Annotated in this window: 15 protein-coding genes; 10 read left to right on the top strand and 5 right to left on the bottom strand. The window is 43.0% G+C overall.

Going from position 1 to position 20,201, the window contains the following annotated elements:
* Positions 1-168 precede the first annotated feature (168 nt).
* A complete protein-coding gene (locus QL982_RS04940; protein WP_290163300.1) occupies positions 169-1,449 on the top strand; it encodes an LD-carboxypeptidase in 1,281 nt (426 codons plus the stop codon).
* Positions 1,450-1,492: 43 nt separating this feature from the next.
* Here QL982_RS04940 and QL982_RS04935 read toward each other — a convergent pair whose 3' ends face one another.
* On the bottom strand, positions 1,493-2,515 hold the full coding sequence (locus QL982_RS04935) for a helix-turn-helix domain-containing protein (RefSeq protein ID WP_290163302.1): 1,023 nt from the start codon (positions 2,513-2,515) through the stop codon (positions 1,493-1,495).
* A 182-nt stretch (positions 2,516-2,697) separates the two neighbouring features.
* Between QL982_RS04935 and QL982_RS04930 the strand changes: the two genes are divergently transcribed.
* The 6 genes from QL982_RS04930 to arfB all read left to right on the top strand — a co-directional run bounded on the left by QL982_RS04930 (position 2,698) and on the right by arfB (position 8,876).
* Positions 2,698-4,503, top strand: coding sequence for an acyl-CoA dehydrogenase (locus QL982_RS04930; protein ID WP_290163304.1), 1,806 nt, complete (start codon positions 2,698-2,700; stop codon positions 4,501-4,503).
* A gap of 22 nt (positions 4,504-4,525) precedes the next feature.
* On the top strand, positions 4,526-5,533 hold the full coding sequence (locus QL982_RS04925) for an NADP-dependent oxidoreductase (RefSeq protein ID WP_290163307.1): 1,008 nt from the start codon (positions 4,526-4,528) through the stop codon (positions 5,531-5,533).
* Between the two features lie 3 nt (positions 5,534-5,536).
* A complete protein-coding gene (locus QL982_RS04920; RefSeq protein ID WP_290163309.1) occupies positions 5,537-6,319 on the top strand; it encodes an SDR family NAD(P)-dependent oxidoreductase in 783 nt (260 codons plus the stop codon).
* A 161-nt stretch (positions 6,320-6,480) separates the two neighbouring features.
* Positions 6,481-7,245 carry an SDR family oxidoreductase gene (locus QL982_RS04915; RefSeq protein ID WP_290163311.1) on the top strand — a complete coding sequence of 255 codons (765 nt, stop codon included), beginning with the start codon at positions 6,481-6,483 and terminating at the stop codon, positions 7,243-7,245.
* 207 nt (positions 7,246-7,452) lie between these two features.
* A complete protein-coding gene (locus QL982_RS04910) occupies positions 7,453-8,295 on the top strand; it encodes a CoA ester lyase (protein ID WP_290163313.1) in 843 nt (280 codons plus the stop codon).
* A gap of 167 nt (positions 8,296-8,462) precedes the next feature.
* Positions 8,463-8,876: an alternative ribosome rescue aminoacyl-tRNA hydrolase ArfB gene (arfB, locus tag QL982_RS04905; protein ID WP_290163315.1), complete on the top strand. Its 414-nt coding sequence runs from the start codon at positions 8,463-8,465 to the stop codon at positions 8,874-8,876.
* Between the two features lie 78 nt (positions 8,877-8,954).
* Here the strand turns inward: arfB and QL982_RS04900 are convergent, their stop codons facing one another.
* The 4 genes from QL982_RS04900 to QL982_RS04885 all read right to left on the bottom strand — a co-directional run bounded on the left by QL982_RS04900 (position 8,955) and on the right by QL982_RS04885 (position 16,624).
* Positions 8,955-10,232 (bottom strand): YbfB/YjiJ family MFS transporter, encoded by a 1,278-nt coding sequence (locus tag QL982_RS04900; protein ID WP_290163317.1) that lies wholly within the window; start codon positions 10,230-10,232, stop codon positions 8,955-8,957.
* A 336-nt stretch (positions 10,233-10,568) separates the two neighbouring features.
* Entirely contained in the window at positions 10,569-11,768 is a 1,200-nt protein-coding gene (locus QL982_RS04895) for a sugar transporter (protein ID WP_290163319.1), read from the bottom strand.
* A gap of 223 nt (positions 11,769-11,991) precedes the next feature.
* Positions 11,992-14,655, bottom strand: a complete 2,664-nt coding sequence (locus QL982_RS04890) for a DUF2357 domain-containing protein (protein ID WP_290163320.1) — start codon at positions 14,653-14,655, stop codon at positions 11,992-11,994.
* A gap of 31 nt (positions 14,656-14,686) precedes the next feature.
* A complete protein-coding gene (locus tag QL982_RS04885; RefSeq protein ID WP_290190189.1) occupies positions 14,687-16,624 on the bottom strand; it encodes a DUF3578 domain-containing protein in 1,938 nt (645 codons plus the stop codon).
* A gap of 354 nt (positions 16,625-16,978) precedes the next feature.
* On the opposite strand from QL982_RS04885, the gene QL982_RS04880 reads away from it, so the two are divergent.
* The 3 genes from QL982_RS04880 (at position 16,979) to QL982_RS04870 (ending at position 19,808) form a co-directional block, all read left to right on the top strand.
* Positions 16,979-17,581, top strand: coding sequence for a hypothetical protein (locus QL982_RS04880; protein WP_290164736.1), 603 nt, complete (start codon positions 16,979-16,981; stop codon positions 17,579-17,581).
* Between the two features lie 548 nt (positions 17,582-18,129).
* Positions 18,130-19,044, top strand: a complete 915-nt coding sequence (locus QL982_RS04875) for a hypothetical protein (protein ID WP_290164735.1) — start codon at positions 18,130-18,132, stop codon at positions 19,042-19,044.
* 179 nt (positions 19,045-19,223) lie between these two features.
* Complete coding sequence (locus QL982_RS04870) at positions 19,224-19,808, top strand: YqiA/YcfP family alpha/beta fold hydrolase (protein WP_290164734.1); 585 nt, start codon at positions 19,224-19,226, stop codon at positions 19,806-19,808.
* Positions 19,809-20,201 lie beyond the last annotated feature (393 nt).

Below are 20,201 nucleotides of genomic sequence, written 5' to 3'. Positions count from 1 at the left end.
TGTTTAGCTAATACGGTAGCGAAAAAGTAAATATGGGCAAGGGTTGGGCAACTATCATCGCCAAAAAAACGTCTACAATATGCTGCTGTGTGGTTTGAGCAAGTAGACTGCAAAATAAAGATGATGCAAAAGTATATTAAAATAAAAACGATAAGGTAGCAGCGAGATATGGGTGCCAAGAGTCAGTCATTAAAAAATAATAACCATAACCACGCAACGATTGAAACAGCCTCTGGGCTAAACCGCCGTCAGTTTTTACGTCGAATAGGTGTTGGTGCAGGCACTGCGGCACTAGCGACTCACAGTATCACTCAGGCATTTGCCGCCAGCCCTATCGACCCTAATAATAGTCCGCAGCTCACCAAGGATGATCTGCCAACTGCGCTGATGGATGATGGTTCACTATCGCAAACGCCACAGGTGTCATTAACGCAGACCAGCTGTATTGCGCCTACGATTGAGACACGACTTTTTGCCAGCTCTAATGTTGGTGGTAGTGACGACCGCACTCAATTGGCATTAGATCGTGTGGCGTGTGCAGGTTTTAAAGTAAATAATCCTGCGATTACCAATCGGCAGTATTTGCGCTTTGCTGGTACAGACTCGCAGCGAGCGAGTGACCTGCAAAACATCGCTACGGGTGCTATCGCAGCGCCCAAGTTATTGCTGGGTGTACGTGGTGGCTATGGCGCTATGCGTTTGTTACCAATGGTCGATTGGTCGACGCTAGGACGTATTATGAAGGAGCGCGGTACGATACTCGCAGGTTTCAGTGATGTGACCGCTATTCAGTGCGCATTGCTGGCAAAGGGTGATATGAGTTCACTTGCCGCACCGATGCTCTATAGTGAATTTGGCAAGACCAAACCTGACGAGGTCAGCTGTCGACAATTTGCTGAAGCGCTCACCAATCCCAATCTGGTTATTGATATATCAGACGCTACCTTAACCAGTCAGCAGCTACCTGCCATACTGACAAAGGGTGAGCCAAAAACCATCACTGGCACGATTTGGGGTGGCAATCTAAGCGTAGTATCGGCGCTGGCAGGTAGTGAGTATTTACCGCGTATCGATGGCGGTATTGTATTTTTGGAAGATGTGGGTGAGCAGGCTTATCGTATTGAGCGCATGTTATATGATTTATATCTCGCAGGTGTGTTCAAAGGGCAGCAGGCGATAGTATTTGGGGCATTGTCTGGTGCAGGTGAGGACAGCTATGACAAGCGTTATGATGTCGCCACAGTCATTCGTCAGCTGCATGAGTTAACAGGGTTACCCATTTATAGTGGCATGCGTTTTGGTCATATCGGCAAAAAATACAGTTTTCCATTGGGAGCGACTTGCCAGCTGAGTCCTAATGTAAATGGTGGCTATCAGTTGGCATTTACCAATTATCCAACCATCAGGTCTGAAACCATCCATGCTGAAGGGTTGTGGCAAGCAGTTTAGCCATTCGTAAAACCTCAGAAAAAATAGCCATTAAAGAACCGTGCTAAATCGCTAACCGTGAAAATTTATCCTGATATTCTTTCGGTGTTAGCTCTGTCGCACGTTTGAACAAACGCGTGAATGAAGAGATATCATCATAGCCGACTTGTTCAGCAAGCGATTTTATCGTTACATCTCCCAATTCAAGCAGGCGCTTTGCCTGCTCAATCCTGACGGCTTGAATACACTCAATCGGGCGCATGGCTACAGAGGACTGAAAACGCCTATTTAAAGTCCGTGGCGTGATATTGACCATGGCAGCCAATCCGCTCACCTGAATAGTCTGATAAAAATTTTCCTCAATGAATTCTTGTACTTGTTTGACCAATTGGTCTGAATGCGGTTTGTGCAACGTTACGTTGGTATAGCTGTTTTGATTGCCTCGTTTACTATCGATGATTTGGGTTTTGGCTACTTGAGTAGAAATCTCACGTCCGCAATAGCGCTCTATTAATAACAACCCCAAATCATAAAATGCACTACCGCCCGCCGCACAAAATATATTACCTGACTGACTGTCTGATTTACTCTTTGAATGAGTAACAAACTGGTTTTCTTGTAAGTCAACGAGTGGAAAGTCTGCCTTAAACTTACTAGCGTAACCCCAGTGCGTAGTGGCGATTTTATGATCTAGCAGTCCTGCTTTTGCCAAAAAGAAAGCGCCGCTACAGTTACTGGCTATATCTGACTTGGTATCTGCCAACCGTTTTAAATGTGGTATTAATTCTGCATTTCGGCTCAGGACTTTATCGATTGAATCACCAATAGTCGGAATTAATAGCAAGTCGCATTCCGCCACTTCCTGAATATCGCAATGCGCTTGCATGATTAAGCGGTTGCTACATCTGATATCCACGCCACCAACGCTTGCTATCTGCACATTAAATCGTGGCTCTACTGGCTCATCTAAAAATCGTTGCCAACTGACACCAGTAAATGAGAATAAATCTAATGCACCTGTCAATGCGCTGCCGAGCACACCATCGAATCCAATAACAATGACTTTAAACGGTTTGAAATAGGGCATAGGTGTCTATTTTCCTTTTACTTCGTTGACTAAAAATATCAATTTTCTATCTGAATTTTCTAAATATAAGTACTATTTATGTCGTATTTGACCATAATTATGTCATAAATGACAATACGGTAAGGCGTTAAATTAGATTAATATCGATTGATAACCAAATTTAATCAGTTAACGAGAATACTATGGCAGCAGATACGCTTATCAATGACTTTGAATTACCGTTCCAATTATATGATGTATTGGGTACTGAAAATTTAACCGAGCATGCTAAGTTTGCAGAGCATAGCCGCGAAACGTTTGATGCCGTATTAGACACGGCCAATAAAATTGCGACCCAGCTGTTTTTGCCGCATAACCACATAGCAGACAAGAATGAGCCACAGTTTGATGGCAAAAAGGTCAGCATGATAAGTGATGTAAAAGTCGCTTTTGATGCATTCCGTGAGTCAGGGTTTATCGCAGGTCGTTATAGTTTTGAAGACGGCGGCATGCAGCTGCCTGAAACAGTGATGACAGCTGTCGCAGGCTACTTTATGGCTGCCAATCCATCAACCACTGCTTATCCATTTTTGACCACAGCGGCCATTAATGTCATCTCACATTTTGCTAGCGATGAGATTAAAGCTGCCTTTATGCCGCGCATGCTGACAGGTGAATTCACTGGAACCATGGCATTGACCGAGCCACATGCAGGTTCGTCACTTGCTGATATCAAAACCACTGCGGTAAAACAAGACGATGGCTCATACCGCGTCAAAGGCAGCAAGATTTATATCTCGGGCGGTGATCACGAACTGTCTGACAATATCGTACATCTCGTATTGGCCAAAGTGCCAGGTGGTCCAGGTGGTGTGAAAGGCATCTCTTTATTTGCCGTGCCCAAGTATCGCTTAAACGAGGATGCATCGGTCGGCGAGCGCAACGATGTACATCTAACAGGACTCATTCATAAGCTAGGTTATAGAGGCACGACGTCGACGGCACTGAGCTTTGGTGACGAAGGTGAGTGTTATGGTTATCTAATCGGTGAAGAGCATTTCGGCCTGCGCTATATGTTCAAAATGATGAATGAAGCGCGTATCGCTGTCGGTTTTGGCGCGTCGATGGTGGGTTATCGCGGTTATCAGTACTCACTCGATTATGCCAAAGACAGAACGCAAGGCAGAATCGCCCCGAATAATAAACCTGAAGATGCGGCAACCGCTATTATCAATCATGGTGACGTAAAGCGCATGCTACTGGCGCAAAAAGCTTACTCTGAAGGCGGCATCTCATTGTGCTTATATGGCTCAAACCTAATTGACCGTATAAATACTTGTGAAGACGAAATATTAAAAAACGAGCTAACCGAACTATTAGATTTGCTAACCCCAGTGCTAAAAGCATGGCCATCTGAGTATGGCCCAAAAGCCAATGACTTAGGTATTCAGGTATTGGGCGGCGCAGGCTATACGCGTGAATATCAAGCTGAGCAGTTTTGGCGTGACAATCGTCTAAATCCTATCCATGAAGGCACAAATGGTGTGCAGGCGCTAGATTTGTCATTCCGCAAGTTATGGCAAAAAGGTGGGTTAGGCATTCAAATCCTAAAACGTGAAATCACAAAAGATTTAGAAAGTATCACTACGCCTGAGAGCGCGCAACTTGCAGGCAAGCTGATGCCTTATATGGGTCAGTTGCATGAAGTGCTCGTGCATTTGGGCAAAGTGTTGCAGACAGAAGAAGCGCTAACCCTTACTGGTAATGCTCAAGCATTAATGAATATTTTTGCCTCAATTGTACTGAGTTGGATTTGGATTCGTCAAGCCAGTAAAGCCGAGCAGCTACTAAGTACGACGCAAGATGTCGAGCAGCAGAACTTCTACAAAGGCAAGATACAAGCGGCCAAATACTTCATTGATTGGGAACTACCATTAGTTAAACGCGACATCGAATTATTAACCAACACCAACTCGGTTTGCACTGATATGCAAGCGGACTGGTTCTAAGGACTACTCTAAGGAAAGAGACATGACAACGATAAACAAACAATGGCGCCTAAAAGCAAGACCAGTAGGCGAGCCAAGCGCTGAAACTTGGGATTATACCGAGACAGAAATACCGACTATCACCGATGGTCAGCTACTGATTAAGGTTGAATACATCTCTATCGATCCGGCGATGCGTGGTTGGTTGAACGATGCCAAATCTTATATTGCACCAGTACAAATTGGTGAAGTTATGCGCGCCGGTACTGTGGGTGAAGTGATTGAAAGTAAACATGAGAAATTTGCAGTAGGTGACTATGTCGCAGGTCACGACGGCGTACAGTCATATGCGGTCAGCGATGGTACAGGCCTGCATAAAGTTGATCCAAGTCTAGCGCCGCTGTCTTACTACTTAGGCGTACTCGGTATGCCGGGGATGACAGGATATTTTGGGTTGCTAAAAACAGGTCAACCAAAAGCGGGTGAGACCGTGGTCGTCTCTGGCGCTGCTGGTGCCGTTGGTAGCTTGGTCGGTCAAATTGCCAAAATTAAAGGTTGCCGAGTCGTTGGTATTGCAGGCGGTGCTGAGAAATGCAAGTTCTTGGTCGATGAGCTTGGGTTTGATGCGACGATTGATTACAAAAACGAAGATGTGAAAAAAGCACTAAAGAAAACCTGCCCAGACGGCGTCGATGTGTACTTTGACAACGTAGGCGGTGATATCTTAAATGACGTGCTTACTCAGATTAATCTACATGCGCGTATCGTTATTTGCGGGGCTATCAGCCAATATAACAACACCACAGCAGTAAAAGGCCCATCGAACTATCTATCACTATTGGTCAATCGTGCTCGCATGGAAGGCATCGTAGTATTCGATAATATCAAAGAATATCCAATCGCAATGAAGGATATTGCTGGCTGGATTCAGTCAGGTGATATGAAAGTGAAAGACCATATCGTTGAAGGTATCGAGACGTTCCCAGATACTTTGATGATGCTCTTTAACGGTGAAAATTTTGGCAAACTGGTACTTAAGGTAGAGGAATAGGACATGACACTGAATACAAATGGAATTGCATCAGATGTAGCTGGCAAACGAATTTTGATCACGGGCGGTGCGTCAGGTATCGGTGCAGCAAGTGCGTTATTGCTAGCCAGTCGCGGCGCAAAAGTCGTCATTGGTGATATGGCAGAAGAGATGGGCGAAGCAGTTGCCAAACAAGGTCAAGATGCTGGCAACAGTATCGTCTTCAAAAAAGTAGACGTGACCAGTGGTGATGAAGTGCGTGCGTTGTTTGATTTTGCAGTAGAAACACTTGGCGGCTTAGATGTGGTGGTAAACAATGCTGGTATCGACCATAAGCCTTCGCCAATGCATGAGCTGAGTGATGATGATTTTGATCGTAATATTGCAGTGAATTTAAAAGGTGTTTGGCATTGTATGCGTGCTGCGGTCAATTGTATGATACCTAATGGTGGTGGTCACGTCATTAACATGGCGTCTATTGCTGGTCTGCGTTCAGCACCGATGCTATCAGCCTATAGCGCTGCTAAACATGGGGTTATGGGTCTGACCAAATCTGCTGCCCATGAGTATGCTCGCGCCAATATTCGTTTTAACGCTGTATGCCCAAGTTTCATTGACACGCCGATGGTACGCAATACCATGGCAACGATGGATGAGCGTACGCAGCAAGCAACGATTAAGGCCAGTCCACTGCGTCGTCTAGGAGATGTGAATGAAATCTCTAGTGCGATTGCATGGCTAGCCAGCGATGAGAGCACCTTTATGAACGGTCATGCCTTTACACTCGATGGTGGCATGCTAGCGTAACCGCGACAATTGGGTGCTCATTATTAACTCGTTAGTGCTCGATAATCGCTGTTAGATATGACAGCGATTATCTGCGTTTAGTTATCCAGTTTTAGATACATGAATTCAGTGTTTAAGAATGATTGTTAGAGAATATAAAGTTTATAAAAATATAAGGAATAATGATGAAAGACTTATTTGATTTAACCGGTAAAGTTGCTTTGGTTACTGGCGCTAGCCGCGGTATTGGCGAATCTATTGCTCGTTTATTGGCATCGCGAGGCGCACATGTTATCGTCTCTAGCCGTAAGATTGATGCTTGCCAAGCAGTCGCTGATAGCATCGTCGCTGATGGTTATAAAGCTAGCGCCTTTGCTTGTCACGTGGGCGAGATGGCGCAGATTGATGCAATTTTTGAGCATATCAAAAGTGAATTTGGTCAAATTGATATCTTAGTCAATAATGCCGCAGCCAACCCGTACTATGGTCACATCTTAGATACAGATTTAGCGGCTTTTGATAAGACCGTTGAAGTCAATATCCGCGGCTACTTCTTTATGTCGACGGCAGCTGGCAAGATGATGAAAGAGCAAGGTGGCGGCGTCATCTTGAATACCGCATCGGTCAATGGCTTAGTAGCCGGTGATAAGCAAGGTATCTACTCAATCACTAAAGCGGCGGTCATTAGCATGACGAAAGCTTTTGCAAAAGAATGTGGCCCACTCAATATCCGCGTCAATGCGCTACTGCCAGGTTTGACGGATACTAAGTTTGCCTCTGCTTTGACGACCAATGATAAAGTCTTAAAAATGGCGCTACATGCTATTCCACTAGGTCGCGTCGCGAACCCTGATGAAATGGCTGGGACGGTATTATATTTGGTGTCTGATGCCTCAAGTTATACCACAGGCGCAACGATCGTTGTTGATGGTGGTATGCTGGCTTAATTAGCCTATCAGAAAACTTGGAATATAAATTCAAGAAAAGTTACTTAAGAACCGCATGAGATTTATTTTCATGCGGTTTTTTTGATTGAATATCTAAGTAGCCTTAGTTTTGTGCTATAGAATGAATGGTTAATTTTGAATGGGGATCAGCGATATAGTGGCATAATAAAGCTGCTAATCGCTACTTGAATAATATAGGAATTAAGCATGAATTCAGTGACCAATCATAAAATAAATACGATTTCTCAAAATATAACATGGCTGTTTGTGCCAGCGACTCGCATCGATAGAGTAGCGAAAGCCTTTGCTAGTGGTGCAGATGCAGTTATTGTCGATTTAGAGGATGCCGTTGCGCCAGAAGATAAAGCATCCGCACGTGAAGCATTGCAGCAATATCATGACAGTGCAGGTTATCAGCCGATTTGGGTACGTATTAATAAAGCAGGCAGCGAGGAGTTTTTTAAGGACATAGTTCTCTGTCAGAAGATGTCACATTTAGCGGGAGTATTATTGGCCAAAGCTGAGCAAGTCGTTGATATAGAGAGCGTACATCAGCTTACCAATTTACCCGTGATTGCATTGATTGAGAGTGCGATAGGATTGTATCAAATCGATAGTATGGCAAAAGCAGTCGGGCTAGCCGCGTTTAGTTATGGGTTTCTAGATCTGTGCAATGATTTGCACGTGCAAGTAGGAACGCCTGCCGCAGACATCATCGCCAATCAAATACGCTATCAATTAATTCTGACGTCAAAAGTACATCAGTTGTCGCCACCGATTGATACGGTCTACCCTGACTTCAATGATGAGATAGGATTAGGCGCGCGAGTAAATTTATGGTCACAGATGGGCATGTCAGGAATGCTGTGTATTCATCCCAAGCAAGTGGCAGTTGTCCAACAAACATTGCAACCAACAGATGAGGCCCTGTTATTCGCACAGCGTGTGGTCGAAGAGTATGAGCGCAGTGGACAGGCAGTATTTAAGATAGATGGTGAGATGGTCGATGCGCCAGTGATTGAGCGCAGTCGTCAACTGTTGGCAAAGTAGCAGACCAATCTGTAGTTGGTTCAACATAATTTGGATCCCAAAAAGCCGAGTGGAAGTATTACAAGCAGTATACTAAGTGAGACTGACACCGTACCTAATTTATAGAGGATTGACTATATAATGCTTTATCATGAACCATATCTATTCACATTCGATAAAAGCAAACTATGATTTTCATTAATAATAATATCAGCCTCAATGATAATGAGGTAGAGATCAGCGCCATACGAGCGCAAGGCGCCGGTGGGCAGAATGTCAACAAAGTATCTTCTGCCATTCACCTGCGTTTTGATATTAACAACTCAAGTCTGAGTGACGAATACAAGCAGCGACTGCTAAATAGCAAAGATAGCCGAATAACCAAAGAAGGCGTGCTGATCATCAAAGCGCAGCAGTTTCGCACGCAAGAGCGCAATAAAATAGATGCACTTGAACGTCTGCAAAGCTTTATCACAAAAGCCACTTACGTCAATAAAACCAGAAAGCCCACCAAACCAAGCAGAAATGCCAAACGTAAACGGGTGGATAAAAAAACTCAGCGTGGCAAAACAAAGGCTCTGCGCGGTAAAGTAGATTTTTAGTCAGTTAGCTATTCAGTCAGCTCAGCCATGTTAAGCCGATTTAAAACATAATGCTCAGATTGAGGGCGCGCCCTAGCATTAAGCTGATTTTTGTGGACGTAATAATAAGGACAGTCCAAGCGCGACAAAAGCGGCGATGCCAGATACCATATAGCTGATACTAAAGTCTCCAGTGATTTCTGCAAGATAGCCTGCTGCCACTGGCCCGAGAGCCTGTCCACCTGAAAAGGCAAAAGTCAGCGCCGCGAGTGCACTTGCTGCTGCTGCAGGCCCGAAATAATCGCCCGCCGAGGCAGCCATAATGACAGGCACACTCCAGACCACTAAGCCAAACAAGATAATGGACAAATACAGTCCTGAATGCCAATCCGTTAACCCGACCAAGAGATAAGCGCTGGCTAGAAAGAAAAAGGCCAATGCAAGCCCAAGGCGTCTGCCAATGTGGTCAGAAATCCAGCCAAACAACATACCTGAGAAGACGCTAAGCAGTCCAATCCATGCCCAAATACCACCCGCAGTCGCCTCACTCAGTTGATATGAGCCAACCATACTGGTGACAATAAAGGTGACGTAAACCATATAAGTAGCACCATAAATGGCGAAGATGATACCTAAATGCACGAGCAGCTTAATGTTGCTGCGTTCTAGCTTTCTCTGGTTTTTGACAGGCAGAGTAGGTGCGCGCCCAAAAGGGTTTTGTCTGACATCATCTGGATGATTGCGAATCAACGTAAAAGTAAGACAAGCCACCACAATGTTGATAACGGCAAAAATTAGCCAACCTGTCTGCCAAGACAGTAGAGTGGAAATGGGTAAAAGTTTGGGTACGACAAAGCCCGATAGAATGATGCCAAACCCAGGCCCCGCCATGACCAGTCCTAAAGCAAGTCCACGGTGCGAAGGGAAAAACCAATGCGACATGACACTCATCATCGGTAACACCACGCCGCCGCTACCAATACCCGTCAGCACATAGAGTGCGCAGAGTATGGGAAAACTGGTGGTACAAGCCATGCCGAGCATCGAGACAGCAATTAAGAGAAGACTGCCCGTCGCCGTAGCTCGAGTACCAAACCGAGGGAGAATGAACGGACTTAGAAGCACCGCAACGAGATAACCTATCAGGTTAGTGAATCCTAATATGCCGCTTTGAGTATAATTTAATCCCAAAGAAGCTGACATAGACGGCAGTAGCATACCAAATGCGAATCTTCCCAACCCAAGTCCACAGAACATTGCCACAGAACCTGTCGCAGCGACTATCCAAGCATAATCCAACTTGCCAAGCTTGAGAGGCGCGGTGCTATCTTGACTTTCTCGGCCTTTATTGTCTTGTTGAATCATTCCATCAGCCATCACGAACCTCCAACAAGTCTAAAATTCTTGATAGCCATCGTAGCTATATTTAGACCGAAGGCGACGACTTCCTTGTTTTGAATATTATCCATTTCACACGCATCCTTTTGTGCTTAATCCCTGTCAGTATTTTATCGACTATGTTTATGGCCTAACCATATTGATAGTCTAAGCATACTTATGTCCAATGAAAATTAGTATAGCCTTACCTGAACGTTCGTTCAATGGGTGTTTAAGCAAATAGCTAAAATGATTTTGTAGACAATATTAAAGAAAATGCCAGCTCACTTATGTGGCTGGCATTTTGACTGCTATTTTTTGACATCGTCTGCTTAGCTAGCCGAGTCTTTTACTCAGTTCAGGGAAGCGCTTGATCATAAATAGCATCAATAGCAGCGCCACAACGGCGATAGCTGCACCGACGTATCCGACACTTGATAGTGAAATATGAGTCACAGCGTAACCACCGAATAGCGCACCCGTACCAATGCCTAAGTTGATAATGCCGGAAAACATCGACATCAACATGTCTTGCGCATTGACATCGACCATGATGACTTTGGCTTGCATCGAGATAATAAGCAGCATAAGTGCCGCGCCCCAAAATAAGGCAATAAAGCTGAGCGCCCATACGGATGTCACCGCTAGCAATAGGGCAAGCATAGACACGAGCATCAGTATCGTCGATATCAGCATCAATCTGGTATTGAATCTATCACCCCAGCGACTAAATATCACGCTGCCGACAATCCCTGCTATACCAAATAGCAGTAATACAAGCGTTGCGGAGTTTTCACTGATTGAGCCAACGTGGCGCATGAAGGGTTCGATATACGAATAAGCCGTATAGTGCGCGGTGAAAACAAGCAATATGAGCAAGTATAAGCAAACCAATAAGGGATTTTTGAGCAGCTCTGGAATCTTTCTAAAAGACCCTTCAAACATGCTAGGCAGCGTCGGTAAGAGTCTCGCTTGTAGTACAAATACAATAAAAGCAATCACGCCAATACCGCCAAATGTTGCTCGCCAGCCAAACCATTGACCGACCAAGCGTCCCAGTGGTACACCCAATACCATTGCTAACGACGTACCAGTCGCCAGCACGCTAAGCGCTAGGGCTTTTTTGCCTTCAGGTGCCACGCGTATCGCGATTGCAGCTGTGATCGACCAAAATATCGCATGAGATAAAGCAATCCCGACTCGGCTGATGAGAAGAACATCAAAACTCCATGCAAATACGGAAAGCACATGACTGGCAATGAACACCGCAAAAAGCCCCAAGAGCAAACGTTTACGCTCAAAACGACTGGTCAGCAGCATCAGTGGTAATGACATGGCCGCGACAATCCAAGCATAGAGTGTCAGCATCCAGCCAGTCTCTGCTGTAGTGATAGAGAAGTCTTGGGCAATATCGCTCAGCAAGGCGACAGGGACGAATTCGGTGGTATTCATAATAAAGGCACTGACGCCCATCAAAAATACTTGAAAATACTGAGTACGGCGAGTGTTTGAATTCGCCTCAAGGTTGTGTTTCATAAGATCCAATATAAAGCAGATGTTGGTACGATGTGTGATAGGTCAAAGTGGGGGCAGACGTTCTTAGAATAAAAGGGTCGCGGGGCAAGATAGCAAGTCACAGTCATTAGATAAAGTGCTTTTTTGATAAGGATTGTTAATTAGCTGTTCATTCGAAGGGTTTGAAGCACATGATATGAATCTTTATATTCCGTCTGTAAGTAAGACTTGAGTCTATGGCTGGTTAGATTAATGCTTGCTGATAGACGGTCTGAAGCTCACTAAAATTGGCTGCTTGTTGTAAGTGCTCTAGGGTAGTGAGCTTCATTGAGTTTTTGAAATCACGCAAGGGTACATTATCAATCTTATCTCTTATGGTTAGGGGCTTGCCTAGCTTAAATAAGTAGTATAATTTCGTATCATTAGCGCTCTTACCAGATTGTTCAGCAGTTATCAAACTTCTAGGGACAAGAATAACACTCTCAATTGGCCATAATTTGCTTATTTGTTTACTCGTTGGCTGAGCATCATTGGTCGTAGCAATGGCTAAATAGCGTATTTCATTGACGATATGTTGTTTGTATTTATCTAAAAATGTAGTTTGAGGTAAATGATACCACTGAGCGGTACTGTGTTCAAAACCATCAATATACTCTTTATGACGTCCTGCTTTTGGCGCTAGCGAAATGGTCAAGGTCAAATCTGGATAGAGTATTTGCTCCATACCTGAATATGGTATACGTGCAGCTTCTTGCAAATACAAACGTTCTTCGAGCTGATGATTATGCTTAGTAACTTTATCAACCTGATAGTTATTAGCTTGATAAGCGACAGCCTTGCTGTTCACCTCGTTCTTTCTTAACTTATTATTTATCAACTCGATAGTGGTTGATTGGGTATTATTAGATTGAGTGCTGATGCCTGTACCAATCTGTTGGCGAAGAAAATCTAATAGCCAATAATGTCCATTGCTGATTTTTGAGTCCAGCTGTAGGGGGCTTGGTAATAGAGCAAATGCACCGATACTGACTTCGTCAATGGAGTTGAGATAAGGGTTATTGGTATTTACTTGATCAAAATAACCTGGGTATAGCGCAAATGCACCAAATATTGGACGGCTTTTTTGCGTTCTAGCTGTTTCTTTATTGGTGGTTTCTTCATTAAGAGCGTTTTTATCTCGTTCAATACGAATCAGCGCATCACGATAACGGTGCATTTGATTAATCGCATCATCCGGCACAAAATCCATAGTATCAATATTTTGTTCAGGGTCATCATAGCGACTTTTAAGTGTCTTAATACGGTATTTGGCATCGAATAACCAAATAAAGCGTTTGTTGTTTGGCAGAATAATTTCTAAGACAATATCAGGCTTTTGGCTAACCGAGTAAGTCCGAATGTCTTTGGTGGTTTTATTAAATGGTGGTTCGTGTGCTAGCCTTGCTGTAATACCATCATTACGTTCAAACTCAAATGCTCCAGCGAAGCCATCTTGGAGCTGATATTCAAAAAAGTCTTTAAGCTTTAACGTTTGCTTACTGGTAGCTACTTCTTTAAAGCCCAACTCCTCTATCAAGATATTTCTGAGGGTCAAAAAGCACCAAACTTCATAGATTTCTGCGACAGACTTCATAGAGATGCTAGATTGGTTGTCAAAGACATCTAGATAAAATTTTAACTCTTGCCAAATGCGATATACAGAGCTGTAGCCGACTTTCTGCTGCAATACCAATGATTCACGGCTGCGACCATTATAATCACCCACATCGGTCATGAAGCTTTGTTTCAACGTTTTTTGTAGCGGTTGTTGCCACTGATGTAGCTCATCTAAGAATGTATCAGATAGCCGCTGCTTATCTGGTGCTGCATTGCTTTGCCTAAGTTTATATTCAAAGTCAGCCAGTCGTTTCTTAGCGGTAGAGACCACCATTTTAATAAAGCGGTTCTCTGGAGTATCGACACTTAGCTGCTTTTTGGTGACCTGATAACGCTGTTCATGTAGACCATTTGCAAAGTCCTCTTTTATTTTTGCACCCAGTCGCGCAGGGATCTTACCTTTTAGCCGTGTTGCTTTGTTATAAGAGGTATGAGCCTGCAATCGGCTATGCGGTGTTTGATTGATGACTTTTAGCGCATGGGTCAGTTGGTTGCGTAAATGACTAAAGTTAGCGAGCCAAAGTAGGGGAAACTGATGGCGTTGTTTGGTTTGAGCACTGTCCTGTTCAGTTTTTTCGACTAGACTAAAGCGCCATAGCGGAAATACGGTATCAATCGCTTGATACATCGCTGGCAAGTCATCGTGTAGACTCATCTTGGTGGGCAGTACTTCAAAGGCGATGTTGCTTTTATAGGTTTGGTTTGATTTGACGTAATTCAGGGGCAGGCGCAACCAACCGACATCGTTTGCGGTATTGATAGTGCCTGTCAGATGTGCAGGCATTCGAGAGCGAGACTGGCTAAACTGGAAGTTTTCATTAATTAAATGGCTACGATGGGTTAGATAAGCTTGCTCAACGTCACTAATATTATTGATACTGTCCGTAGCTTGGCTTCCAATTGCTTGATTAGACTCATCTACGCCAGTTTCATTAAGGCGCTTATTATTCAAAAAAATCCATTCAAAGTGGTATTGGATATTTTCAAAGAAAATAGAATCACCCAACTCAAGCGCTTCTACCCATCCAGAATGAGTGACGATGCCTTTTATCTCTATGGGCTGATCCATAAAGGTAGCTTCAGTAATAGCCAAGGGCGGAGAGAAACGTATCATAGGCTGCCCAGCGCTGTGATGGCTGATGGCCTGACGCTTAGCCAAGGTCGCCTGATAAGTCGCTTGGCGTTTGCTGACATCGTTACACCAAATCGACAGCTCAAAATCAGCGGTTTGTATCCTTAACAGTTCTGGCATTACCACTCCATTCGTTCAGCTATGTCTATTTTTAAGGCCAAAAACTGGTGAAGCCTGAGCGCTCTAGACGCTGTTGCATCCAAGCCAATTTAGCCTTGCTACGACAAGCAATATTCAACGCATTACCCTCTTTATTTTTACGATATAAGTCAGGGCGAAGTTCATTCGTACCATTCGTGGTAGACCAAATATCAGATAGCGCTTGCTGTAAGATAACGGCTAATTCTGTGAGTAATGATTGCTCATTGCTGCTAGTGGCTTTATTAATAATTACTAATTTATCGTAATCACCCTCGATACGGGGCAATACCTTGCACATTAAGAAATCATCCCAAACGGCTTGTAGCTGTCGTTTATCTGTAGGTTGGGCGCTAATAACAGCTAGTAGTAGCTCGTTGAGCGCTCTAAAAGCCAGTTTAAATGGTGTGTTATCTAATACTTTATTAATAGACTTTAGAAAATTAATGCTTTTCCGACCGTCACTATCTATATTTATTGCTGATAAGTTCTCAATAGTGGCTTGAGAGTAAGTAGGGTAGCTCAAGGCGTTATGAGTGACCTCTGGACTAAAGAAATGATCAAAGTCATTGGGGAAAAAATCTCCAAAGTCAAAACTCAAAGCTCGGTCAATGACCTTACGTGAGAATCCATGGGTGGTTTCATCCATATTAACCGTACCAGCAACGATTAAATTAAAAGGCAGGCTTAGGCCATGCTTGCAGAATAACTCCCACTCTCTGTCGTATTTACCATTTGCAAAACCTAACGCATTACGCAGTTCGTTTTTATTTTTGTCTTTTAGCTGGTCAATAGTCGCTGACTTCAAAAGCGGATCACAGCAATAAATAAATTGTTCATCGTCCCATTGCCACCCACGAGTTTCTAAAACGGAAAGATAGTCGGCAAAGTATTGTTCGACAGGGGCTAAGTTCATTTCATCCAAACATAGCCAATAAGGTCGCACTTTATTAAGCGCGTCTTTATTTCCCGTTACGGTGAGGCGACAGTCGTCATCAACTGTTAGCTCAAGCTTTGCATCGATAATTGTTCGCCAGGCTTTGGCAATAAATTGCAGCACATCAGTGGTGATGTATTCGGCGTCACCATCTCCACCCAAGCGTGATATATAACCAAGTATGTCACTAGGTTCGTGCCAGTCAGGACGTACGGAGGTGAGGCAGTAGGTATCGTTAAGGCTACCTGTGGCTTTGGCTTGCTCACGGACAAAACGAGTTTTACCAGTACCAGAGATACCAGCTAACAGTAGGAAAGGTTTTGATAGGGGAGTTATATCATCAGGAAGAGATTTTTTCATAACAGCGCTGGCATTAAGTGGCGTGTGTGATTTTAGTTGTGAGTCAAAATCGATTTTTTTGATTTCTTTATAAATTGGTTGTATTTGCTTATAAATATTTAAAAGTTCTAAAAAGTCATTTTTAAGTTGAGTGCTATTTAGGTCTGTACTTATATCATAATATTTTGCAACTATATTATATGTTTCATACGACTTACCTAAGGCTGTGTCCGCATATAAATCTATTTTTTTCTGCCCCCAAACATTAAGCTTTGGCAACTGAGTAAGGAGATATTGTTTAATCGACTCAGCTCTACGTTCTGCTTTGGCTTTTCCTAACTCTTTGGTAGGTATTGTTGTTCCTTGATTTAATGACAAATAAAAACCTGAACCATCTGCTCTAAATAAATAAACTGGATAGATACCATCTTGGGTGCTGGTTGTGATTTCAGGATTAAGTATTGATATCCAAGGAATATTTGCCCAGTTCCCAGCTCCAGCGCTGGCATTTATCCCATAAGTTTTATCAAAATTTTTAACAATAGTTGCTATTTCTTCTTTTAAGTCGTTTCTCAAAAAATTGGCGGTAGGGTGACTTGTAAAAGGCTCTTTAGTTGCTTGAACCCAATTAGAAGTAAATTCTATTAATTTTTCTGCGAGGTTCATATCAGTCATTAACTCATTCATCCAAAATTCAACAAATTATTAGCTCAAGTTTATGCGCCAGTCTACACAATACGTATGGATTAGGCTAGATGAGGGAAGAGAAGGTATATTATAAAGAGAAGCGTAAAAACAACTACTATAAGCGACATTAACTGTCGTATTATATCAACATCCATCTATACAGATAGTATCACCCTTGCTACTATATAAGCACATCGTGGGTTTAACGCTACTTCCAGCACGATGAAAAACAACCACTGGTAAAACGCACAACACCTTATTACTCTGCAACTTTTAGCAAAGTAACTGCGCTTTTACCTTTATAAGTACAGTTAAATTAGCCAGAGTATAAGGACACCTCTCATGACTCATTCTAGTCAATATACAAACACATTGCAGGCTTTAATCCTACAGCGTATTGAGAAAAAAAACCTATCATATGCCCAAATTGTCCAGTCTATGGGCTATCAGAAGGTGGTTAAAACCCAAACTCAAGCTATAAAGCGTCTAGAGCATACCTTATCGTCGACAGAGTTAGGGCTAACCAAAACCGATTATGATTTTAGATACTCATCCACTGAGTTTGTTTACGGGCTCTGCCACGTATTGGATATTGAGAAAAGTGACTATTTGGCACACGTACAACAGTTGGAGCGGTACGCTCACAAGGTGCTCAGTGCTACTACGCCCGTCGTCTATGCGGATGTGATTTTTAGTGATGATTTCCACCCTTCGTTTATGAGTATGATGGCGGTTTCTAAGTTTACGAGAATAGGGTTGGACGATAAGGTGCGCCTACTGGATAGGTGCCAACAGCGACAATTGATCGATCAGTTGATTAGAGCGCATTATATGACTATGACAGGAAACATCCCATTTGATGGGATTATCAATGGCTATCGAGTGTCGTTTAACAATGATGATGGTCAGCAGGAATACCTTTATATTCCCGCTGATTTTGCTTAGTAGCTCTCACGGTAGACAAGTATAAGCTCGGAGCATAGTGAATAACTGTTAAGCGAAGCTGGGCGACATCAGTTGTCGCAAACGATAGTAAAATCCTTTATTTTTAGATAGGTTTATATTATAGTTATTGAGTCAGGCAAAAATAACAGGGCAAACAGTTAATCCTCGGAGCGCAACGCTTCACTTCTTAACTGAGCTGTCTTTAACACACTATTTTAGTTATGTTATTTTCGTTAAATTCTATGCTTCTTCGCCTGTACAAACTCGCAAACCAATACTTGTTAATACACAGAAAACCGAACCGTAACAATGCTCGTTGATATGCTAATGCTATTGGCAATACGACAATGAAAAACTGTGGCTAAAAACCAATTAAAACTAAAAACCACTGCCCAACCAAGTCGATTAATTTACTTAACTTTATAGATAATGACGTCATCTAGACAATGGCGAATAGACTCGGCTGGCTTAAAATTGGCATTCAGAATGTAGTAAACAAGAAAATAATGCGCCAAGCAAACCAAAATCAAAACAATAAGGACATGACAATGACCAAGTTAACGTATCAATTTGAACAAAAACGTATAGATAATTTTAAGTGGTCGGATGGCTCAAAGCTATCTGGTATAACGGCGCTGGCAAGTGATGAGAAAGATCGAGTGCGAAAAATGCCATTGTTTTATCTTGAAACGGTTTCTATAGACAGTTATGAAGATGATGTTTATTTTGTTAACAATACCGATGAGACGCTCAGATGGGTAGCGCCGTTTAAACCGTATCGAAACATAGAGGAAGCAAGGGCCACGTTGGGTGATGTCAGTGATGAAAATTTGAATAAAGTAAAGCTTTATAGTGATGACATGGATCGTTTATACACGAACGTACTGCCCAATCAGGGGGTGCGGATTGGTAGTACGCATATCATGTATGACAGTGATGCGATGATGCAGTGGTGGATACATTTGCCTTATAAAGGGCTAGACACGCATTATGCCATTTGGCGTTTTAATGTGGTAGAAAAGGGTGTGATTAGCGGGACTTACCCATTGCTATGGGAAGGTTTTAGTAAGCCTTCACACATGGTCAGTGCTGATTGTATGTTTGAGCGAGCCGATATGCCGATAGAGGTCAGCGTTTATGAGGAACGTTGTGAGGTGCTTGAGAGTCTTATTGGCTTATATGGTGTGTCAAATGCCATATTCGTATTGGCCATTAATGATGTGCTGTATCGTTATTGTGTGGGCTGGAGCGCGCCCTATAGCGAGTCGGATATACAGGCAAAAGAGATTGCGATAAAGTTAGAAGCATTGAAGCCAAAAGACACTGAAGCAGTGAAAAATATTATCCAAGCCGTTTATGACTTTTGGTTTGGCAAAGGCTTTGCAAAAAATGTCTCAATGCAGGCTTGTGATGAGATTTTGAGTTTGCATCAAGCGCAGACTGCCAATCAAAGTACGCTCTGACTGAGTCGATATAGCCAATTACCAATAACTGTTGCGTATTTATATGCCTATATTGCTGGTATAAATTTTTCTCGCTTGCTGTGCCGGTGCAGACAGAGGCTTCAAAAAACTTATCCCAGCACCTATGCTCGTACTGCTGTAAAGTTTTTAAAGCATAATAAATAAAAAAGGAGAACCTTATGATGTTTCCTATCGAAAACAACGACACGTTTTTACTGTTTTTTCATGGCCTTGATTCAAGCAATGAGACCAGTAAATATACCTGTATCACGCGTGAGCCAAAATACTGTCAAACGGTCAATTATCGAGACAATTTTGCAGAAATATTTGAGATCTACGATGCCTTAATACGTGAAAAAATGACACAGTATCCTCGAGTGGTATTGGCAGGGCATTCGCTTGGTGGTTGGTTTGCCAATCATTTTTCCCATAAATATCACTTGCGGGCGCTATTGATTGCGCCTTGTATCTATCCTAGTGAAGTGTTGGCCGATCGTGTTCCAGTAGTGGCTGATATGAAGCTGTCGTTTCCCACATCTAACACTGAGATGGTGCGGGTCATGGTAGAAGTTGATGATGAAAGTCTCGATGTGGCAGTTGCTAGACGAACTTTAGTGGATTTACCTGAGAGCTGGGAAGTCGATTATTTCGAAGGAGGCCATCATCGTATCGCCCGTAGCAGTGATATCTGGTATCACTTAACTCGTTTGTGCGAAGATCCCATCGTTTGGATGGATGAGGCGACGTATCATGGTGAAGAGTAGAAAGGGGTTTTCCCTAAAAAAGCCGGTGCTTAAGATTGAAAAGTAAGTAGGGCATGTCCTCAATTCAAACGAGTGTCCTCTAAATGGGCTAAAAATGGCTAAATTTTGCCAAACATCGTCAAATGGCTGGTCGATATCTCGATATTATCGACGCTATTTTTCTCGTTTAACGGCAATTTATCTCATTTTTATCTCCACTTGTGAAATGAGGACACACCCTAAACATAACAGTATTTATTTTTTGTTATCTGATGTGCTATCATCGTTGAACGATCTATCGTGGGTTTAACAGTTTTGTTATCGCCAGCCATGACCACAGTCTGATGGCGGCGTGACAAACCTTGCAACTTCCAGCACGATATAAAATAATTCTGGTAAAGCGCATGAGCCTGT

It is taken from the genome of Psychrobacter sp. 5A.1 (assembly GCF_030407455.1).
GTDB lineage: Bacteria > Pseudomonadota > Gammaproteobacteria > Pseudomonadales > Moraxellaceae > Psychrobacter.
Note: the sequence above shows the minus strand (reverse complement) of the source record. Positions and strands in the feature narration are given on the sequence as shown.

What these genes read in the sequence shown, in the direction of transcription:
- QL982_RS04940 (WP_290163300.1), top strand. Translation starts at nt 169, where the DNA reads ATGGGTGCCAAGAGTCAGTCATTAAAAAATAATAACCATAACCACGCA.
- QL982_RS04935 (WP_290163302.1), bottom strand. Translation starts at nt 2,515, where the DNA reads ATGCCCTATTTCAAACCGTTTAAAGTCATTGTTATTGGATTCGATGGT.
- QL982_RS04930 (WP_290163304.1), top strand. Translation starts at nt 2,698, where the DNA reads ATGGCAGCAGATACGCTTATCAATGACTTTGAATTACCGTTCCAATTA.
- QL982_RS04925 (WP_290163307.1), top strand. Translation starts at nt 4,526, where the DNA reads ATGACAACGATAAACAAACAATGGCGCCTAAAAGCAAGACCAGTAGGC.
- QL982_RS04920 (WP_290163309.1), top strand. Translation starts at nt 5,537, where the DNA reads ATGACACTGAATACAAATGGAATTGCATCAGATGTAGCTGGCAAACGA.
- QL982_RS04915 (WP_290163311.1), top strand. Translation starts at nt 6,481, where the DNA reads ATGATGAAAGACTTATTTGATTTAACCGGTAAAGTTGCTTTGGTTACT.
- QL982_RS04910 (WP_290163313.1), top strand. Translation starts at nt 7,453, where the DNA reads ATGAATTCAGTGACCAATCATAAAATAAATACGATTTCTCAAAATATA.
- arfB (WP_290163315.1), top strand. Translation starts at nt 8,463, where the DNA reads ATGATTTTCATTAATAATAATATCAGCCTCAATGATAATGAGGTAGAG.
- QL982_RS04900 (WP_290163317.1), bottom strand. Translation starts at nt 10,232, where the DNA reads ATGGCTGATGGAATGATTCAACAAGACAATAAAGGCCGAGAAAGTCAA.
- QL982_RS04895 (WP_290163319.1), bottom strand. Translation starts at nt 11,768, where the DNA reads ATGAAACACAACCTTGAGGCGAATTCAAACACTCGCCGTACTCAGTAT.
- QL982_RS04890 (WP_290163320.1), bottom strand. Translation starts at nt 14,655, where the DNA reads ATGCCAGAACTGTTAAGGATACAAACCGCTGATTTTGAGCTGTCGATT.
- QL982_RS04885 (WP_290190189.1), bottom strand. Translation starts at nt 16,624, where the DNA reads ATGACTGATATGAACCTCGCAGAAAAATTAATAGAATTTACTTCTAAT.
- QL982_RS04880 (WP_290164736.1), top strand. Translation starts at nt 16,979, where the DNA reads ATGACTCATTCTAGTCAATATACAAACACATTGCAGGCTTTAATCCTA.
- QL982_RS04875 (WP_290164735.1), top strand. Translation starts at nt 18,130, where the DNA reads ATGACCAAGTTAACGTATCAATTTGAACAAAAACGTATAGATAATTTT.
- QL982_RS04870 (WP_290164734.1), top strand. Translation starts at nt 19,224, where the DNA reads ATGATGTTTCCTATCGAAAACAACGACACGTTTTTACTGTTTTTTCAT.